Source organism: Bradyrhizobium sp. CCBAU 11430, from assembly GCF_028128855.1.
GTDB classification, from domain to species: Bacteria; Pseudomonadota; Alphaproteobacteria; order Rhizobiales; family Xanthobacteraceae; genus Bradyrhizobium; species Bradyrhizobium ottawaense.
In genome coordinates, this window is record NZ_LBJV01000038.1 from 17,116 (window position 1) to 35,187 (window position 18,072).

The window sequence follows — 18,072 nt, forward strand, 5'->3', positions numbered from 1 at the left end:
TCGGCTTCGGTTATGGTTCCATTGGGCGCACGAGGGGGCGTCCTTGAAAGCTATTACAGGGGGCGATCATGGGCCGGCACAAGGCCATTCTTTTGACGACCGCCATGCTGGCAGCTGGAATGACCAGTGCCGCTGTGCCGATGGTACGCAGTTCGTCGTCGGGTTTTATGACGACGACAAGCGCGCCTTTCTCCAGATCGACGGCGAGCCGGTCACGCTCGCCAAGCGGCTGTCGGTCGCCGGAAAACGCTATTCGGGGGCGGGTATCACGCTGACCATCGGAAGGACCGCGGGCACCACGGTCAAGCATCTGAAGCGGCCGGTGACGGCCTGCGCGGTGATCTGAACGGCGTGGTTCACGCGAGCATCAAAAAGGGCCGAAACATCGCTGTTTCGACCCTTTTCGAGCTGCCGCCGGGCGCCTGCGAGACGCGGCGGTTTCAAACCGACCATAGGCATTAGCGATCCCATTTCGGCTTGGCGTCGTCGACCGCGTCCTGGTGGTACCAGCTGTCGCTGCAGATCGAGACATTCGCCGGAAGCGAAGCGTGATCGGCAGGAAGGCGGGTCTCGCCATAGCGGCGTCCCGCGAGAGCCGCGCGGCCCCCGACCGGGAATTGGTAGATCGTTGCCGATCCGTGACTCAGACCATTGTTCATCATTGCGATTTCTCCTTGGTCGAAGCGCCTTGGCCTCCATGGTGCGCCCGACTCGTTCGATTGTGGTTATTGGAATCCCCATATCGGCCGCGCATCCCGAAATGCAAAGTGCTGAAAACGAAATCAGTTTCCGCCTAATTTGTAGGCATGCGGCCTGCTGCATCCCCTAAGGCACCGTTTCGGTGGCCAACGACTGGGCCATTCCAAAGGTTGCTAGGCGGGGGTGTGGAGCTTTGCGAAAATTGCTGGACGTTGATGCGCGTTTCATCGGCAACCTCCGGCGCGGGCCGTCCTGCTTCAGAATCGGGCGCTTTTCACGGGATTTTTGCGGTGCAGCTACACGCAAAGGTGCGCGGCTATGACGCACGACGAGGTCGACATCGCCTCGACGCCGGGCCGGGGACAGTCCCGGTGGAGAACCTCCCGCGCTGCGGCCTTTTGGCACGTTAAATGCTTGTAAAGGGCCGGCCGATGATGGCCGGGTACAAAACGTTCGGGGGCCGCCAGGCCCCCAACCTTTCGCATCATCTACAGAGAGGCTCAATGACCAAGTATAAGCTCGAGTACATCTGGCTCGACGGATATACGCCGACTCCGAACCTGCGCGGCAAAACTCAGATCAAGGAATTCGCGTCGTTCCCGACGCTTGAGCAGCTTCCGCTCTGGGGCTTCGATGGCTCCTCCACCCAGCAGGCCGAAGGCCACAGCTCCGATTGCGTGCTGAAGCCGGTCGCCGTCTTCCCGGACGCCGCGCGCACCAACGGCGTGCTCGTGATGTGCGAAGTCATGATGCCCGATGGCAAGACCCCGCACGCCTCCAACAAGCGCGCCACCATTCTCGACGACGCCGGCGCCTGGTTCGGCTTCGAGCAGGAATACTTCTTCTACAAGGACGGCCGTCCGCTCGGCTTCCCGACCTCGGGTTATCCGGCGCCGCAGGGCCCGTACTACACCGGCGTCGGCTTCTCGAACGTCGGCGACGTCGCCCGCAAGATCGTCGAAGAGCACCTCGACCTTTGCCTCGCTGCCGGCATCAACCATGAAGGCATCAACGCGGAAGTCGCCAAGGGCCAGTGGGAATTCCAGATCTTCGGCAAGGGCTCCAAGAAGGCCGCTGACGAAATGTGGATGGCCCGCTATCTGATGCTGCGCCTCACCGAGAAGTACGGCATCGACATCGAATTCCACTGCAAGCCGCTCGGCGACACCGACTGGAACGGCTCCGGCATGCACGCCAACTTCTCGACCGAGTATATGCGCAACGTCGGCGGCAAGGAGTATTTCGAGGCCCTGATGGCCGCCTTCGACAAGAACCTGATGGACCACATCGCCGTCTACGGCCCGGACAATGACAAGCGTCTGACCGGCAAGCACGAGACCGCGCCGTGGAACAAGTTCAGCTACGGCGTTGCCGACCGCGGCGCTTCGATCCGCGTGCCGCACTCCTTCGTCAACAATGGCTACAAAGGCTATCTGGAAGACCGTCGTCCGAACTCGCAAGGCGACCCATACCAGATCGCTTCGCAGATCCTGAAGACGATCGCCTCCGTGCCGGCCGACAAGAAGGCTGCGGCCTAAGATCCTCCCGGCCCGGGCTGGGGGCTGGCCCGGGTTGGCTCTCAATCCGCCGGAGCTGAAAGGCTCCGGCGGATTTTTAGCATCTTGATGACAGCCATTCCCGTGACGCAGCAGGGCTGCGTCGCGTGAAGCCTGTCCATATCGGCCCAAAGCGGGATAGAGTGCCCGCAGGATGCGCGCAGGGCCGGGGACGGCTGGTGTTTGAAGGCTTCTACAAGGTGAAATTTCAGCTCGGCGACGCCGTCGGCCGGAGCGTGATGCATGCCGGCAACGGCAAGATGCTGGGCGGCAACTCGGCCTTCGCCCATATCGGCACCTACGAGAAGACCGACAGCGGCGTCGACGTCGTGATCAGCACCGTCCGCCATAACCCCGATCCGAACTACCGCGCCATGGCAGGCACCGACGATGCGACCTTGCTCGCCAAGGGCTGGGCGGATGGCGACCTCTATCGCTTCAAGGGTGAGCTGAAGGAGCTGCCCGGCATTCCCTTCCAGTCGGTGATGACGCCGATCACGGAAGACGAGGTGCCGATCGCCGGTGGCGTCGGCGAAGCCGGCATCGCGGACGGCCTCTACTCAATCCATCTGCGCATGCTCGACGGTCTGGACGGCGGCCTCACCGGCGTGATGCTGCTCAACCGGGGCCGCATCCTCGGCGGCGATGCGGCATTCTACTATCTCGGCAGCTACACCGCCGCGAACGGGCGCTGGAAGGGCCAGATACTCAACCAGGAGCACACGCCGGCCAAGGACGACCCGATCTTCGGCGGCCACGAGGTCGGTATCGGCTTCTCCGGCAGCTACGATGCGGAGCAGGCGGTGCTGGAGGCGACTGCGCTTGCCGGCAAGCGCAGCCTGCGCCTGACCGCCGCGCTCAAGCTGATGCATCGCGCCTGATCGCGACGGAAATCGCTCATGGAAATCCTTCGCATGCTTTCGACGCTCGGCCTGATGGGTGCGATGCGCAGCCTGTCGTCCGCGTACGAAGCCGCAACCGGCGTCCGCATCGACGCCGACTTCGCGCCGACCCTCGCTCTGCTGAAGCGCCTGCGCGACGGCGAGGCCGCCGATCTCGTGATCCTCACGCGCGAGGGGCTGGACGAGATGATCGCGGAGGGCCGCGTGCTCTCAGAGAGCGCCGCCGATCTGGCGCGCTCCTATGTCGGCATTGCCGTGCGGGCAGGGCAGGCGCATCCCGATATCGGAAGCGAAGCGGCGCTGCGCAGGACGCTGCTCGCAGCGCGGTCCATCGCCTATTCGCGGCTGGGCGCGAGCGGCGTCTACTTCGCCCAGCTGATCGTGCGGATGGGGATCGCAGCCGAGATCAACGCAAAGGCGACCATCGTCGAGCAGGGCTTTACAGCCGAGCGTCTCGTCAGCGGCGAGGCCGACCTCGCCGTGCAGCAGATCAGCGAGCTGAAGCAGGTCGGCGGCATCGAGGTGGTGGGACCGATCCCGCACGAGCTGCAGACACCGGCGGTGTTCTCCGCCGGCCGCATGGCAGGGGCGAAGCACGCCGACGCCGCGGACCGTCTGCTGCGCTATCTGGCATCGCCCGAGGTCGTACCCGTCCTGCGCCAATCGGGACTCGAGCCTTGAATTTGCCGGGGCGGGGACGCAACGTGACGACCATGCGGACTTGTCTCCTTGCCATCGTCCTCGTGCTTGCCGCGCCGTTGGCGGCGCGCGCGCAATCGGCCGATCTGGTGTTGTGCGACCGGGTCGCGGCCGATCCCAGCGATCCCGACAAGCCGGCTGACGTGAAGGGCGTCGCGGAGATCGCGTCTTCCGACGTCGCGACGGCGATCAGGTTCTGCAAGCAGGCCGCGCCGTCCTCGCGCCGCGCGATGTTCGCACTCGGCCGCGCTTACGCGGCCAACCGGCAGACGGCGGAGGCGATCGCTGCCTGGCGCAAGGCCGCCGACAAGGGATCGAGCGCGGCGATGGTCGAGCTCGGTGTTGCCTATGGCACCGGCTCCGGCATCGCCAAGGACGAGGCGCAGGCGCGAAAACTGTTCGAGAAGGCGGCGCAATCAGGCAACCCCCGCGGCGTCAGCAACCTCGCTGCGCTCGGCGGCGCAGGGGGCGCCGCGCCGGCCGATCCCGCGCAGGCGCGCGCGCTGCTCGGCAAGGCTGCCGAGACCAATGCGGAGGCGCAGTACCAGCTCGGCCTGATGCTTTCCGAAGGCACGGGCGGTGCGAAGGACGACGTCGCGGCGCGTGCGCTGTTCGAGAAAGCGGCGGCGCAAAATCATCCCGGCGCGCTGGAGCGGATGGGGGCCTTCGCACAGGAAGGCCGCGGCGGCGCAAAGGACAAGGACGCCGCGAAGACCTATTACGAGCGCGCCGCCGCGCTCGGCGACGAGGACGCCAAGAAGGCGCTGGAGCGGCTGCGCTGCCCCTATGCGATCAAGGACAAGCAGGGCAAGCTCGTCACCACGCTGTGTTTCTGAGCAGAGCCGCACGCGACGGAACCTCAATCGCGTGGACGCCGTTGATCTCAAGACACAACGGAGCGCGATCATGATCCGTAAACTGGCGTCGGGCGAATACCGCCTCTATTCACGCAAGGTGAATCCGAAGACCGGCAAGCGTCGTAACCTCGGGACCTTCCGGAGTCGCGCGGCCGCCGAGAAGCACGAGCGCGAGGTGCAGTATTTCAAGCGTCACTGAAGCGGGACGCCGTCCGCCGGAACAAAAATGTCGAAAACAACCCCATGCACAGTAGGCGGGGCCTTGAAATCGCAGCGGAATTACGCGCGATGGATTTTGCGAAACCCGCTTTGACCCGTCGGGCAAAACAGGAGCATGATGGCATTGTGGCGGGGAGGCGCCCCGCAAGGGCCCTGCGCGAAAAAGCCGGATGGCCTGGCTGGGGCAGCAGTGCTAGGTAGCCCACGATTCTTTTCCGATTTTGCGGGTTCATTGCGTTGCTGGACGGGCTCTACAAGGTTGAATACGGCGTCAACGATGCGTTCGGGCGCAGCATCATGTGCCTGCACGACGGCAAGATGCTGGGCGGTAATTCGGCCTTCGCGCATCTCGGCACCTATGTCGAGCGCGATGGCGAGATCATTGCCGAGGTGATCACCGAGCGGCATAACGAGGATCCCCATTACAAGCCGCTGATGGGCGCCGACGTCGCCAGGATCGGCGCGCGCGGGCGGCTGCACGGCAACCAGATCCGTCTTGCCGGCGGCGCGGATACCATGCCGGGCGCCGGTTTCTGGGCCAATCTGACTAGGCTCGACGATGGAGCGCTGCCGCCCCGCGGCACGATCGGGCAGGGCGGCATCGCCAACGGGCTCTACGGGATGGGTCTGCGCGCGCTAGACGGTGTCGATGCAGGGCTCTCCGGTGTCATGCTGCTGATCGACGGCCGCATCCTCGGCGGCGATGCGTTCTTCTACTATCTCGGCTCCTATTCCTCGGCGGACGGCCGCTGGAAGGGCGAGATGCTCAACCAGGAGCACACGCCGGCGAAGGGCGAGAACCCCGTGTTTGGCGGCTATGAGGTCGGGATCGGCTTCTCCGGGACCTGCAACGAGGATAGCGGCGAGCTCGAAGGCATCGCGCTTGCCGGCAAGCGCAGCTTGCGGCTGGCGGCTTCGCTGAGGTTGATGAGAAGGGCTTAGGACGTTTGCCGGGCGGATGTCCGGTTGCTGAGGTGAAGCGGCCCTCGACGCGTCGGCGCGGCGATGTCAGCTAGTGACCCGAAGCAGACGTCGCGGCCGATTGGGTGTCACCATCGATTCCCTCAATCGCTTCCTACCGGCCGTGCGGCGGTCGAGCACATCAATTTTCGACTGAATTTCGCTGGCCTGACGCGGAATGAGGTGCGACACTCGCGTCGCGCGGTTTTTGTCACGCAGTAGGCCAGCATGGCTGACATCCCGGCCACTCGCTATGTTAAAAGTGACGACGTCCATATTGCCTATCAGGTGATTGGTGACGGTCCGCGCGACCTGCTGTTCGTCCCGGGTTTTGTCTCCAATCTTGAGGCGCTCTGGCAATCGCCGGCGCGCACCGCCTTTTTCTGCAGGCTTGCAAGGTTTGCGCGGATCATCATGTTCGATAAACGCGGCACCGGAATGTCCGATCGCGGCTCCCAGATATTCACGCTTGAACAGCGGATGCACGACGTGCAGGCAGTGTTGGACCAGGTCGGCTCCCGACGGGCCACCTTGTTCGGAATATCAGAGGGCGGTCCGATGTCGTTGCTCTATGCGGCGACCTATCCCGAGCGCACGTCGGCTCTGGTGCTTTACGGCACCTATGCACGACGCTCGTGGGCGCCTGACTATACATTCGCATGGACAGATGCGCAGTGGAGCACTTTCCTGGATGACATAGAGCACCACTGGGGCACGACTGATGCAATGAGTTTGCTGATGTGGGCGCCCAGCGTTGCCGGGAACAAGCACGCAGTCGAGCAAATTGCTGCCTACTTCAGGGCCTCGGCAAGCCCAGGCGCGGCATCTGCAATCATGCGTATGAACCGGGACATCGATGTCAGAGATATCCTGCCTGTCACGCGCGTACCGACGTTGATTTTGCATCGCACCGACGACCGCGTCATCGACGTAAAGCATGCCCGCTACATGAGCCAGCGGATTCCGCGCGCCAAACTGATTGAGCTCAACGGCGAGGACCATATGGTCTGGGTTGGCAATCAGGATGCAATTCTTGACGAGGTCGAAGAGTTCGTCACCGGGCATCGGCAAACAGCGGAGCCCGACAGGGTGCTTGCGACTGTGCTGTTCGTCGACATTGCGGGATCGACGGAACGCGCCGCCGCACTCGGCGACGGCGCCTGGCACGTGCTGCTCGATGCGTTCTATGCCAAAGCGCGGGGCGCGCTCGGCCAGTATCGAGGGCGCGAAATCAACACCGCCGGCGACGGGTTTCTTGCCACGTTCGACGGCCCGGCCCGCGCCGTGCGTTGCGCCAGCGCAATCCGTGATGCGGTGCGCCCGCTCGATCTGAAGATCCGTTGCGGTTTGCATACCGGCGAATGCGAATTCGTCGCTCACGACATTGTCGGCATTGCTGTACATATTGGCGCGCGTGTAGCGGCGCTAGCTGCCCCGGGTGAAGTTCTGGTCTCGCAAACGGTCCGCGATCTCGTGGCAGGATCCGGATTGGCCTTCGAAGAGAAAGGTACTCACCTGCTCAAGGGAGTCCCCGACCGTTGGCGTCTGTTCCGCGCCGTAACGGGCGAGCGCTTCGGTTGACGGCCTCTTTCATATTAGGCCAAGTCTGCGATGTCGCTTGTTGGCCCAAAGCCACCATGCAGCTCCGCCGGCTTCGATGTCGCCTTCCAACCGCAAACCGGACACAACGAACCGACGCGTGCGTGCCTCAAATCACCCCCGCCATCCGCAGCGCCACCCCGGCCGCGCATGAGCCCGCAAGCACGGTCAGCATCCCCAGCTTGAACCGGAAGATCGCAGTTGCTGCCGCGATTGCCAGCACCAGTGCGGGCAGATCGACGCTCGTCAGCACCGGCCTGTCGAAATCCAGCGGAAACGCATGCACCGGCACCGTCTCGCGGAACAGCGTGTGCAACGCGAACCAGATCGAGAGGTTGAGGATCACGCCGACGACGGCGGCGGTGATTGCGCTGAGCGCGCCGGCGAGGCCCGTGTTGCCGCGGAGCCGCTCGATATAGGGCGCGCCGACGAAGATCCAGAGGAAGCAGGGCGTGAAGGTGACCCAGGTCGCGAGCAGTCCGCCATACGTCGCAGCCAACAACGGCGACAGGCCGCCCGGATCGCGGAACGCGGCCATGAAGCCCACGAACTGGAGCACCATGATCAGCGGGCCCGGCGTGGTCTCGGCCATGCCGAGGCCGTCGAGCATCTCGTGCGGCTTCAGCCAATGATAGTGCTCGACCGCCTGTTGGGCGACATAGGCCAGCACGGCATAAGCGCCGCCGAAAGTCACCAGCGACATTTTGGAGAAGAACAGCGCGATCTGGCTGAACACGTTGCCTTGCCCGAGCGCGAGCAGCAACACGACCACCGGCACGAGCCAGAGCGCCAGCCAGAACGCGCCGACGCCGATCGCGCGCGCGGTGTTGGGACGCACATGCTCGGGCACGGCTTCGCCGAGCATGCTGTCGATCAATGCCGTGCTGTCGCCATGGCCGTGACCGGCGGGGGCGAATTCGCCACGGCCGCTCCGCGCGCCAGCGTAGCCGATAAGGCCGGCGGCGATGATGATGATCGGGAAGGGGACGGCGAAGAAGAAGATCGCGACGAAGGCGATTGCCGCCAGCGCGATCATGACGCGGTTCTTCAACGCGCGCTTGCCGACGCGCACCACGGCCTCGACGACGATGGCGAGCACGGCGGCCTTCAGCCCGAAGAACAGCGCCTCGACGAAGCTGACATTGCCGTAGATGGCGTAGATGTAGCTGAGGCCCATGATGGCGATGATGCCGGGCAGGATGAACAGGCCGCCCGCCATCAGTCCGCCGGCGGTGCGATGCATCAGCCAGCCGACATAGGTCGCGAGCTGCTGGGCCTCCGGTCCCGGCAGCAGCATGCAGTAGTTCAGCGCATGCAGGAAGCGGCCTTCGGAGATCCATTTCTTCTCCTCGACCAGGATGCGGTGCATCACCGCGATCTGGCCCGCAGGCCCGCCGAAGCTCAGGCAGGCGACGCGGAGCCAGACGCGAAAGGCTTCACCGAAGCTGATGCCGTGACCGGCATCAGCCCCAGCTTGAACGTTACGGGTGTCCATTAAGCCTTCACCTTGTTGGTCGGCCAGTTGTGGGTCTCGGTGGTGGCGTCGCGGCACCAGCGGTAGAAGGCGTCGTACAGCGTCATGCCGGCCTCGAGCTGCGCGAGGTCGTCGTCATACATCCGCGACAGCCCGAGCGAGGCCGCGAGCAGGCCGGGCGCCTCCGGCGCGAGGTCGGGCCGCGCGGTGTCGGCGCCGCGCACCAGCGTGGCCAGCCGCAGCAAAGGCGGCGTTGCAATGCCGAACTCCTCGATCATCACGTCGAAAGTGCAGAGCTCGCCGCGGTGGCTCCAGAACACGTTCTCGATGTCGAAGGGGGCAGCATTGAATCGCTCGCCGACGGCGACCACCTCGGACGGCGCCACGTACAGGAACACCGCATTGGGATCGACGAAGCGGCGGATCAGCCAGGGGCAGGCGATGCGGTCGACCTTGGGTCGGGCCCGCGTGACCCAGACGGTGCGGCCCTTGGCATCGCGTGGCGGCAGCTTGCGGGCGTCGACCAGCGGCAGCTTGGCCGCCTTCCAGCCCTCGAAGCCGCCCTCCAGCGTCTCGGCCTCCACGCCGAGCTGGCGGAGCCAGGCCGCCGTGCCCTGCGCGAGCTTCTCACCGCGGAAGCACGAGACGACGGCCCGGCGGCCGGCGAAGTCGCCGCCCCAGTCCGTCACATTGTCGTGGCTGAGCTTGATGGAGCCGGGGATCAGCCGTCGGTCGGCGGCAAAATCCTCGTCGGTGCGCACATCGATCAGGGCAGGGCCGTTCGCCGTGCCGATCAGCCGTGCCAATTTGTCAGATGATATGGTCGTGAACGTAGACATGATGCGTCCTCGCATAAATCGAACGGGACGCGATACTTGGGCATGTCGCCTCGTGGGGAGATCGCTCAAATCCCCATGGCGCGGATTACAGCGAAACTAAGAAGCACTGTCAATCCGTGGGATGATTGGACCTTCGAAAAGTGATGCACGGCGACTATACTGTCCGCCAACAGAGCTGAATCTCCTGGAGAATTCGATGCATTCCCATTCCATCGAACAATGGACCCACGACCACGCCTTCCTCGGCCAGAAGCACGACGAGAACGAGCGGCGCACCTGGTTCGTGGTCGTCCTGACGCTGGTCATGATGGTCGGGGAGATCGTGGCGGGCTCGCTGTTCGGCTCGATGGCGCTGCTGGCCGACGGCTGGCACATGGGCACGCATGCCGCCGCGCTCGGGATCGCCGCCTTCGCCTATCGATTCGCGCGGCGGCACCTGGGGAATGCGCATTTCACCTTCGGCACCGGCAAGTTCGGCGATCTCGCCGCCTTCGCCAGCGCAATCATCCTCGGCCTGATCGCGGTCGAGATTTCCTATGAGAGCGTGCTGCGGCTGATCAATCCGGTGCCGATCGTCTATGGCGAGGCGATCGCGGTGGCCGCCCTCGGACTGTGCGTCAATCTCGCCAGCGCGTGGCTGCTGCGCGACAGCCACGATCATCACCATCACGGCCACAGCCATGCACATGACGCCCACGACCATGATCACCACGGCCATCACCATCATCACGACAACAATCTTCGCGCGGCCTATGTCCATGTCATGGCCGATGCCGCGACCTCGGTGCTGGCGATCGCAGCTCTTGCTGTCGCCATGTATTCGGGATGGGTCTGGGCCGATCCGGCGGTCGGCCTGATCGGCAGCGTGGTGATCGCGAGCTGGGCGTTCGGACTGATCAAGACGTCAGGCGCGGTGCTGCTCGACGTGCGCGCCGACGAGAAGCTGGAGCGGGTGATCCGGGCGCGCATGGAGGTCGGCGACGACCGCGTCACCGACCTGCATCTCTGGCAGGTCGGCCCCGGCCATTGTGCCGTCCTGCTCTCGGTGGTGTCCGACAAGCCGAAGCAGCCGGCGGTCTACAAGCGGCGGCTCGCCGGATTGAAGGGCCTCAGCCACATCACGGTGGAGGTCGAGACATGCCCGCATTGACGTGAACCGCGCAAGCGGAATTCCGCGGCGCGGCCGGGGTTGATCCTCGGTCGCAGCCCGCATAGCTCTACCGGAGGAACAATGATGCCCAGGATCACGTTCGCTGTCGCCATCGCTGCACTCGCTTTGTCCGGTTCCGCGGCGCTGGCGCAATCGGAAAAGGCCGGCGTCGAGAAGCTCTATGTGCTCAACTGCGGCGAGGGCACCGCAGGCGATATCTCGCGCTGGACGCCAGGCTTGAACGAAGGCAAGACGATGGACTTCGTCGACACCTGCTATCTCGTCAAGCACAGCAAGGGCTGGTTCCTGTGGGACACCGGCATCGCCGATTCCGTCGCAAGCATGCCCAATGGTCTCGTGCCCGCCGATCCCAAGGCCGTCACCTCGCGCCGGCCGAAGACGCTTGCCGCCCAGATCGAACAGCTTGGGCTGAAGCCCGATGACGTCAAGGCGATGGCGGTCTCGCACACGCACCCGGACCACACCGGCAATGTCGAGCTGTTCCCGCAGGCGACGCTCTACGTGCAGAAGGCAGAATATGATTGGCCCGGCGCCAACAACGAGCCGCGCTTCAAGCCCTCGCACCCGGTGGAGCTGCTCACAGGCGACAAGGACGTCTTCGGCGACGGCAGCGTGACCATCCTGTCGACGCCCGGCCACACGCCCGGACACCAGTCGCTGCTGGTGAAACTGCCGAAGACCGGCGCGGTGGTGCTGTCGGGCGACGCCGTCCATTTTAAGGATAATTGGGACAACCGCCGCGTCCCCAGCATGAACGTCAACAAGGACCAGAGCGCAGCCTCGATGCAGAAGATCGCCGACACGCTGGCCAAGGAGAAGGCGCAGCTCTGGATCAACCACGACAAGGCCCAGCGCGACAGTCAGAAAATGGCGCCGGAGTTTTACGATTAGCCGGCTTAGGTTTTTGGTGCCGTCACTGTGGGCGGGCTCGCGTCCGGCGTCTTCTTGGGCTTGAGGGTGCCGGCGTAGAATGAGATCAGCCAGATCAAGAGGAGGGCGAGGAGGTAGACGCCCCAGGCCTGCGGCGGGGTGGTGGCCCAGCGCAGGAGGCTTTTGAATGTGCGGGGCGGGCCAGCGTCCTCGGTCATGGCCCGCTTGTGCTTGAAACCTCGGGCATGGTCAATCGGGCCGCGGCTTGGTGCGAACCAGGAACAGCGCCGCCAGCGCCGACAGGCTGAGCGCGGACGAGACGATCAGCACCTTGGCGCCCATGAGGTCGATCAGCAGGCCGAAGGTCAGCGGCGCCACCGCCTGCGCCATGCGTGCCGGCGCGCCGATGATGCCGAGACGGTAGCCGAAATCCTTCGGGCCGAAAATCGACAGCGGCAGCGTGCCGCGCGCGATCGTCAAGATGCCGTTGCCCGAGCCGTGGAACAGCGCGAACGCGCTCGCCGCGGCGCCGCCGAAGATCGCAACGATCACCGCGCCGATCGGGTGGGTGAGGCAGGCGAGCCGGGTCGACCACAACGGATGGAAGCGGCTGAGGAAGCCGGCCTCCAGGATGCGCGCGCCGACTTGCGCCGGGCCGATCAGCGCGCCGGCCGCGATCGCCTCGACCGGCGTTGCGCCCGTCGTCTCGAGGATGCGGGGGAAATGCGCGGCCATCGCGCCGGTGACGGTCCAGACCGCCGCGAAGATGAAGGCGAGCAGGATCATGGTGCGGTCGAGCGGCAGATGCGGTTTTTCCGCCGTGGCCGCCGCCTGCTTGGCGCCCTTGATCGTCGGCAGCACGAAGAAATTGAGCGGCAGGCCGATCAGGATGTTGGCGGCCGCCCAGGCAAAGCAGGTCTCGCGCCAGCCGATATGCGACAGGCCCCAGGCCGTGAGCGGCCAGCCGACGGTGGAGGCGAAGCCCGCCATCAGCGTGATACCCGTGATGGGCCTGCGCGCCTCGGTGCCGTAAATGCGCCCCAGGGCGGCGAAGGCGGCGTCGTAGAGCCCCATCGCCATTCCGATTCCGAGCACGAGCCAGGCGATCACCATCACCGGGACGGAATGCGCGAAGCCAAGCAGCGCGAGGCCGGCGGCAATCGTCAGGTTCGAAGCCGACAGCACCTGCCGGCCGCCGACAAGATCGATCTGACGCCCGATGCGCGGGCCGAGCATCGCCGAGATCACCAGCGAGGCCGAGAACGCGCCAAAGATCCAGTTGGAGGAGACGCCGAGGTCGCGCGCCATGGGATCGGCGATCAGCGCCGGCAGATAATAGCTGGACGCCCAGGCCAGGGTCTGCGTGGTCCCGAGCGCCAGGATGATCGGAAGCTGGCGCTGGCTCATAGTCTTGTATTTCTGGTCGGCAGGGACATCGGTTCCATTTGCAGCCGGCACGACAGTGCGTCAACAGCGGTTGCGGCATATTCGACCTGCTGCAGGCGGGCGCCTTGGTTGCATGACGTTCGCGCGTGGCCTTCCGCTCGTCACGAATGCACGCCATAATGGCGTATGCAATTGACCTCGCGCCTTGCGCTGATGAACTGGCTGACCGGCCAGGGGCTCACGGGCCTTCCCGAAATCGACCTGCTCCGCGGCTTCTGCGAGCGCTGCCGCGCCGAAGGGCTGGAGCTGTCGCGTGCGCTGGTCGTGATCGACACGCTGCATCCGATCTACGAGGGCCGCGGCTTCCGCTGGAGCGACCGTCCCAGCAACGAGAGCGACGCGTTCGAATACGGCTCGACCGCCGAGGGCGACGCCGCCGCAAGCTGGCGCCGCTCGGTGTTCTTCCACATGCTGGAGCACGGCCACGACGAGATGGTGATCGATCTGGCCGACGCGCCGTCGATGGATTTCTCGCAGATCGGCGAGCTCGCCGAAAAGGGCCACAAGCACTATCTCGCCTTCGTGCACCGCTTCGGCGAGAACGGCGCGCTCGGCCTGATGGACTGCCTCTATTCCTGCTGGACCACGCGCCGCGACAGCGGCTTCAGCGAGGGTGAGCTGGAGGCGCTGCGCGATCTCGTCCCGGTGCTGGGGCTCGCGATCAAATCGGCGCAGCAGGTCGACATCGCGCGCACGCTCGGGCGCGTCTATCTCGGCCGCGACGCCTCCGAGCAGGTGCTGCGCGGCCGCATCTCGCGCGGCGTCACCGAGCGCATCAACGCCGTGCTCTGGTACTCCGATCTGCGCGGCTCGACCGGAATCAGCGAGAGCATCGGCCCCGACGAGATCATCCCGTTCCTCAACGATTATGCGCAGGCCGTGATCGACGCGATCCACGAGGCCGGCGGCGACGTGCTCAAGCTGATCGGCGACGGCGTGCTCGCGATGTTCTGGGGTGAGGACATGGCGGATGCGCGGCGCGCTGCGCTCCGCGCCGAGCATCTGTTCCGCAAGAACGTCGCGGCGCTGAACCGGCGGCGGGAGGCCGACGGCCGTCCCACCACGTCGGCCTATATCGGCCTGCATGTCGGCGAGGTCTTCTACGGCAATATCGGCAGCGAGGACCGGCTCGATTTCACGGTTGTCGGGCCGACGGTGAACGAAGTCAGCCGCATCGCCTCGATGAGCCGCTCGGTCGACCGCGAGCTGCTGGCATCGGCGGAATTCTACAAGGGCCTGGATGCCGCCGGCCGGCGCTATCTCGTGTCCACCGGCCGCTACGCGCTACGCGGCATCGGCCGCGCGCAGGATCTCTACACGCTCGATCCCGAGGTCGATGCCAGCGAGCCTGTGACGGGGAGCTACGAGCGATATCTGGCGAATTAGCCCGGCTGCAGCAAACACACACCGTCAGTGCGAGCGCAGCGAAGCAATCCAGGGTCTTTCTACGGAGGGATTCTGGATTGCTTCGTCGCGAAGAGCTCCTCGCAATGTCGGCGTAACTAGCAGCGCACCGCCACCTCATCCCCCACCATGTCCGGCTGCCGGTCCAGCGCCACGGCCGGCGACAGCCAGATCACCAGCGCCTGCACGCCGAATACGGCGGCCGCGAGATAAAGGCAGGCTTCCGCGCTCCAGAGGCCGCCGACGATCGCGCCCAGCGCCGAGCCGAGCGGGCGGGCACCGTAGCTCATGATGTTGATGGCGGAGACGCGGCCCAAGAGGCGCGGCGGCGTCACCGACTGGCGCAGCGTCGTGGTCGAGATCACCCACAGGATCGGCCCGACGCCGAGCAGGAAGAAGCTCAACGCCGCGAGCCAGGGCGAGGGGATCAGTACCGTCAGCGCCATCACAACAGCTGCAACGAAACCCGTGACCGGGCCGAGGCCGACGACGGTGCCGAACGCGAGCCGCTGCATCACGCGCGTTGCGAACAGCGCGCCGATCACCATGCCGACGCCGTACATGGTCAGCACCGTGCCGACGCCGGCGGCGGTGAGGCCGAGATGGCGCACGGCATAGGGCACGAACACCGCGATCTGCAGGAACCAGCCGGTGTTGAAGATGAACTGGGTGATGAACACCGGCCGCAGCAGCGGATGGTGGAATACGAAGGCCGCGCCTTCGCGAATGTCCTGGAGCGGATGGCGCCGCGGGGCGGGGGCACGCGCGGGTTCAAAGATGCCCGAGAGCAGCACGACAGCGATGGCCGAGAGCGCCGCGGCAAAGCCGAAGGCCGGGCTGGCGCCCCACCATCCCACCAGTGCGCCGCCGAGGGCGGGTCCGCTTGCGAAGGCGACGGTTCGCGCCAGCTCGATGCGCGCATTCGCCGCCGGCAGGAGGTCGGAGCTGACCAAGGACGGCACCAGCGCCGGCGCGGCCACGCTGTAGACCACTGTGCCGCACACGGCTGCGAAGCCGAGCAGCGCCAGCAGCGGAAGATTGAGGGCGCCGAGCGCGAGCAGCAGCACGATTGTCCCGAGGGCCACCGCCCGCAGCGCCTCGGCCCCGGCCATCAGCGAGCGACGCGAGATGCGGTCGGCGAGCAGGCCGGCCGGGATCGCGAACAGCACGAAGGGCAGGGTCAGTGCGGTCTGCAACAGGCCGGTCTGGCCTTCGGCGACCCCGAGCGTGAGCACGGCGACGATGGGAGCTGCGGCCAACGCGATCTGCTCGGCTGACTGCGCCGCGAGGTTGGACCAGGCGAGGCGGCCAAAGGTGTCGGGGAGGCGAGGCGGGTTTGACATGGCTCATTTCCTGCAAAGTCGGGTAGGCGCCAGTATCCGGCGCCAACGGCCGTCAAACCCACCCGCTTCCCGACACGGCGGCGAATAACGGCAGGAACGGGAACCCATGCCGCTAGATGCAGTTGCAAATGAGTTGCAATAAGACTCGATTTCGGTATTCTCGCCCCATGGATGCCCGATCGCCTGATTTGAGTCCCGACGCCGCCGGCTGGCGCGCTGATGCGCCCGTCACCAAAAGTCTCGCCGAGGTCAACGCCACGGTCGCCGTTCCGGCCGCTGGCCGCTGGTGGCGCCGGCTGCTCGCCTTTGTCGGCCCAGGCTATCTGGTCTCAGTCGGCTACATGGACCCCGGCAATTGGGCGACCGACCTCGCCGGTGGCTCCAAATTCGGCTACACGCTGCTGTCGGTCATCCTGCTTTCGAATTTGATGGCGATCCTGCTGCAGTCGCTGGCGGCACGGCTCGGCATCGTCACCGACCGCGACCTTGCGCAGGCCTGCCGCGCCACCTATTCGCCGGCGGTGAATTTGCTGCTCTGGCTGGCCTGCGAGGCGGCGATCATCGCCTGCGATCTCGCAGAGGTCATCGGCACGGCGATCGCGCTCAAACTCCTGTTCGGCATTCCCCTGATCGGCGGCGCGCTGCTCGCGGCGCTCGATGCCTTCCTGCTGCTGCTCCTGATGAACCGCGGCTTCCGTTTCCTTGAAGCCTTCGTCATCGCGCTGCTGGCGGTGATCGCGGTCTGCTTCGCGGTCCAGATCGTGGCTGCGGCGCCGCCGGTGGCGGAGGTCCTGCACGGCTTCATGCCGAAGAGCGAGATTTTCACCAACCCGGAAATGCTCTACATCGCGATCGGCATCATCGGCGCGACGGTGATGCCGCATAATCTCTATTTGCATTCCTCGATCGTGCAGACGCGCGCCTATGAGCGCAACGACACCGGCCGGCGCGAGGCGATCAAATGGGCGACGACGGACTCGACCATCGCCCTGATGCTGGCGCTGTTCATCAATGCCGCGATCCTGGTGGTCGCAGCCGCAACCTTCCACAAGAGCGGCCATTCCGACGTTGCCGAGATCGGCCAGGCCTTCGAGCTGCTATCGCCGCTGCTCGGCCTCGGCATCGCCTCGACGCTGTTCGCGGTGGCGCTGCTCGCCTCCGGCCTCAACTCGACGGTGACGGCGACGCTCGCCGGCCAGATCGTGATGGAAGGCTTTCTCGACCTGCGTCTGCCGAGCTGGGCGCGCCGCCTGCTCACGCGTGGCATCGCCATCGTTCCGGTGATCGTTGTTACGGCGATCTATGGCGAGCGCGGCACGGCGGATCTGCTGGTGTTCAGCCAGGTCGTGCTGTCGATGCAGTTGCCCTTTGCGGTGATCCCGCTGGTCCGCTTCGTCTCCGACCGTCGCAAGATGGGGCAGTTCGCGATTCCGGGATATATCGCGGCGATCGCGTGGATCGTCGCGGGCGTCATCGTGATTTTGAACGTGAAGCTGCTGGTGGATACGCTGTTCGGGTGAGGGCGGCGGCTATCTGTCCGGCCCGTTCAAGTGAGCCTTGCCCGGACGGCCCCCCGATCAGGCAGCGAGCATGACCTTTGCGAAAGCGAGCGTCTGCCCGGTTTGATGTGTTGGCTGGCGACGTTGCTTCCGTTTCGCGCGCAGGGGTTGCAAAACCTGGCGTCGGAACTCGATTTGGCAAACTGTCACTTTTCAATCTGTGCGGCGCGCGTATACTAGTTGCAATTGCTGACCGGGCGTACAATAATAACCCCTGTTTCAGCATTGATTTTGCTTCCGGCGGGATGATCGGCGGGTCCTGCGCCGGACCAAGAGCGGCCACTGCAAATCTCCGGGCTCATCTATCGGTTGTGCGCGAATATAGTTGGCGCACGAAATTTTTGGTTTGATCGTTTGGATTGATCGACAGCTTGTTTTTCTGCTGAGCGGGTTCGCGCCCCGAAGGGGCGATGTTCAAGCCAGAACGCGTTGGTAATTTCGTTCAAGTCATTGATGAGTGTGTGCTGCCGTGACC

18 protein-coding genes are annotated in these 18,072 nt (G+C 65.1%); 12 read left to right on the forward strand and 6 right to left on the reverse strand.

Features of this window, described 5'->3' with window-relative positions; genetic code table 11:
* The first annotated feature begins 43 nt into the window (after positions 1-43).
* Positions 44-346 carry an MliC family protein gene (locus XI04_RS10115; RefSeq protein ID WP_249162520.1) on the forward strand — a complete coding sequence of 101 codons (303 nt, stop codon included), beginning with the start codon at positions 44-46 and terminating at the stop codon, positions 344-346.
* A gap of 112 nt (positions 347-458) precedes the next feature.
* Here XI04_RS10115 and XI04_RS10120 read toward each other — a convergent pair whose 3' ends face one another.
* The gene (locus tag XI04_RS10120) at positions 459-662 is read right to left on the reverse strand and encodes a DUF2735 domain-containing protein (RefSeq protein WP_028144945.1); all 204 of its coding nucleotides are present in this window, start codon (positions 660-662) and stop codon (positions 459-461) included.
* Positions 663-1,202: 540 nt separating this feature from the next.
* Here XI04_RS10120 and XI04_RS10125 point away from each other — a divergent pair.
* The 7 genes from XI04_RS10125 (at position 1,203) to XI04_RS10155 (ending at position 7,473) form a co-directional block, all read left to right on the forward strand.
* Entirely contained in the window at positions 1,203-2,237 is a 1,035-nt protein-coding gene (locus XI04_RS10125) for a glutamine synthetase beta-grasp domain-containing protein (protein ID WP_038946572.1), read from the forward strand.
* A gap of 197 nt (positions 2,238-2,434) precedes the next feature.
* Positions 2,435-3,136 carry a GrlR family regulatory protein gene (locus XI04_RS10130; protein WP_038946573.1) on the forward strand — a complete coding sequence of 234 codons (702 nt, stop codon included), beginning with the start codon at positions 2,435-2,437 and terminating at the stop codon, positions 3,134-3,136.
* An 18-nt stretch (positions 3,137-3,154) separates the two neighbouring features.
* On the forward strand, positions 3,155-3,838 hold the full coding sequence (locus tag XI04_RS10135; protein WP_028144942.1) for a substrate-binding domain-containing protein: 684 nt from the start codon (positions 3,155-3,157) through the stop codon (positions 3,836-3,838).
* Between the two features lie 32 nt (positions 3,839-3,870).
* Positions 3,871-4,692, forward strand: coding sequence for a tetratricopeptide repeat protein (locus tag XI04_RS10140; protein WP_038946574.1), 822 nt, complete (start codon positions 3,871-3,873; stop codon positions 4,690-4,692).
* Between the two features lie 70 nt (positions 4,693-4,762).
* On the forward strand, positions 4,763-4,912 hold the full coding sequence (locus XI04_RS10145; RefSeq protein ID WP_007591825.1) for a hypothetical protein: 150 nt from the start codon (positions 4,763-4,765) through the stop codon (positions 4,910-4,912).
* A gap of 257 nt (positions 4,913-5,169) precedes the next feature.
* Entirely contained in the window at positions 5,170-5,874 is a 705-nt protein-coding gene (locus tag XI04_RS10150) for a hypothetical protein (RefSeq protein ID WP_028144940.1), read from the forward strand.
* Between the two features lie 246 nt (positions 5,875-6,120).
* Entirely contained in the window at positions 6,121-7,473 is a 1,353-nt protein-coding gene (locus XI04_RS10155; protein ID WP_097668960.1) for an adenylate/guanylate cyclase domain-containing protein, read from the forward strand.
* Between the two features lie 127 nt (positions 7,474-7,600).
* On the opposite strand, the gene chrA is transcribed toward XI04_RS10155, so the two are convergent.
* Positions 7,601-8,986: a chromate efflux transporter gene (chrA, locus tag XI04_RS10160; protein ID WP_271591060.1), complete on the reverse strand. Its 1,386-nt coding sequence runs from the start codon at positions 8,984-8,986 to the stop codon at positions 7,601-7,603.
* The gene (locus XI04_RS10165) at positions 8,986-9,804 is read right to left on the reverse strand and encodes a chromate resistance protein ChrB domain-containing protein (protein ID WP_028144262.1); all 819 of its coding nucleotides are present in this window, start codon (positions 9,802-9,804) and stop codon (positions 8,986-8,988) included. Before XI04_RS10165 ends, chrA begins: the two co-directional genes overlap by 1 nt.
* Positions 9,805-10,000: 196 nt before the next feature.
* On the opposite strand from XI04_RS10165, the gene dmeF reads away from it, so the two are divergent.
* Both dmeF and XI04_RS10175 read left to right on the forward strand, forming a co-directional pair.
* The gene (gene dmeF, locus XI04_RS10170) at positions 10,001-10,954 is read left to right on the forward strand and encodes a CDF family Co(II)/Ni(II) efflux transporter DmeF (RefSeq protein ID WP_028144263.1); all 954 of its coding nucleotides are present in this window, start codon (positions 10,001-10,003) and stop codon (positions 10,952-10,954) included.
* An 81-nt stretch (positions 10,955-11,035) separates the two neighbouring features.
* Positions 11,036-11,866 carry an N-acyl homoserine lactonase family protein gene (locus tag XI04_RS10175; RefSeq protein WP_271623651.1) on the forward strand — a complete coding sequence of 277 codons (831 nt, stop codon included), beginning with the start codon at positions 11,036-11,038 and terminating at the stop codon, positions 11,864-11,866.
* Positions 11,867-11,871: 5 nt separating this feature from the next.
* On the opposite strand, the gene XI04_RS10180 is transcribed toward XI04_RS10175, so the two are convergent.
* Together XI04_RS10180 and XI04_RS10185 are read right to left on the reverse strand one after the other, a co-directional pair.
* On the reverse strand, positions 11,872-12,063 hold the full coding sequence (locus XI04_RS10180; protein WP_028144265.1) for a hypothetical protein: 192 nt from the start codon (positions 12,061-12,063) through the stop codon (positions 11,872-11,874).
* Positions 12,064-12,094: 31 nt separating this feature from the next.
* Positions 12,095-13,252, reverse strand: a complete 1,158-nt coding sequence (locus tag XI04_RS10185; protein ID WP_271611018.1) for an MFS transporter — start codon at positions 13,250-13,252, stop codon at positions 12,095-12,097.
* Positions 13,253-13,417: 165 nt separating this feature from the next.
* Here XI04_RS10185 and XI04_RS10190 point away from each other — a divergent pair, with 165 nt between their 5' ends.
* On the forward strand, positions 13,418-14,677 hold the full coding sequence (locus XI04_RS10190) for an adenylate/guanylate cyclase domain-containing protein (protein ID WP_028144267.1): 1,260 nt from the start codon (positions 13,418-13,420) through the stop codon (positions 14,675-14,677).
* A 116-nt stretch (positions 14,678-14,793) separates the two neighbouring features.
* On the opposite strand, the gene XI04_RS10195 is transcribed toward XI04_RS10190, so the two are convergent.
* Positions 14,794-16,038: an MFS transporter gene (locus XI04_RS10195; RefSeq protein WP_028144268.1), complete on the reverse strand. Its 1,245-nt coding sequence runs from the start codon at positions 16,036-16,038 to the stop codon at positions 14,794-14,796.
* 167 nt (positions 16,039-16,205) lie between these two features.
* On the opposite strand from XI04_RS10195, the gene XI04_RS10200 reads away from it, so the two are divergent.
* On the forward strand, positions 16,206-17,558 hold the full coding sequence (locus XI04_RS10200; protein WP_038950904.1) for an Nramp family divalent metal transporter: 1,353 nt from the start codon (positions 16,206-16,208) through the stop codon (positions 17,556-17,558).
* Positions 17,559-18,072 lie beyond the last annotated feature (514 nt).

Excerpts from the sequence above, each read along its gene's own strand:
- XI04_RS10120 (WP_028144945.1), bottom strand. The coding sequence starts at position 662 with ATGATGAACAATGGTCTGAGTCACGGATCGGCAACGATCTACCAATTC.
- XI04_RS10125 (WP_038946572.1), top strand. The coding sequence starts at position 1,203 with ATGACCAAGTATAAGCTCGAGTACATCTGGCTCGACGGATATACGCCG.
- XI04_RS10135 (WP_028144942.1), top strand. The coding sequence starts at position 3,155 with ATGGAAATCCTTCGCATGCTTTCGACGCTCGGCCTGATGGGTGCGATG.
- XI04_RS10140 (WP_038946574.1), top strand. The coding sequence starts at position 3,871 with ATGCGGACTTGTCTCCTTGCCATCGTCCTCGTGCTTGCCGCGCCGTTG.
- XI04_RS10145 (WP_007591825.1), top strand. The coding sequence starts at position 4,763 with ATGATCCGTAAACTGGCGTCGGGCGAATACCGCCTCTATTCACGCAAG.
- XI04_RS10155 (WP_097668960.1), top strand. The coding sequence starts at position 6,121 with ATGGCTGACATCCCGGCCACTCGCTATGTTAAAAGTGACGACGTCCAT.
- chrA (WP_271591060.1), bottom strand. The coding sequence starts at position 8,986 with ATGGACACCCGTAACGTTCAAGCTGGGGCTGATGCCGGTCACGGCATC.
- XI04_RS10165 (WP_028144262.1), bottom strand. The coding sequence starts at position 9,804 with ATGTCTACGTTCACGACCATATCATCTGACAAATTGGCACGGCTGATC.
- dmeF (WP_028144263.1), top strand. The coding sequence starts at position 10,001 with ATGCATTCCCATTCCATCGAACAATGGACCCACGACCACGCCTTCCTC.
- XI04_RS10175 (WP_271623651.1), top strand. The coding sequence starts at position 11,036 with ATGATGCCCAGGATCACGTTCGCTGTCGCCATCGCTGCACTCGCTTTG.
- XI04_RS10180 (WP_028144265.1), bottom strand. The coding sequence starts at position 12,063 with ATGACCGAGGACGCTGGCCCGCCCCGCACATTCAAAAGCCTCCTGCGC.
- XI04_RS10185 (WP_271611018.1), bottom strand. The coding sequence starts at position 13,252 with ATGAGCCAGCGCCAGCTTCCGATCATCCTGGCGCTCGGGACCACGCAG.
- XI04_RS10190 (WP_028144267.1), top strand. The coding sequence starts at position 13,418 with ATGCAATTGACCTCGCGCCTTGCGCTGATGAACTGGCTGACCGGCCAG.
- XI04_RS10195 (WP_028144268.1), bottom strand. The coding sequence starts at position 16,038 with ATGTCAAACCCGCCTCGCCTCCCCGACACCTTTGGCCGCCTCGCCTGG.
- XI04_RS10200 (WP_038950904.1), top strand. The coding sequence starts at position 16,206 with ATGGATGCCCGATCGCCTGATTTGAGTCCCGACGCCGCCGGCTGGCGC.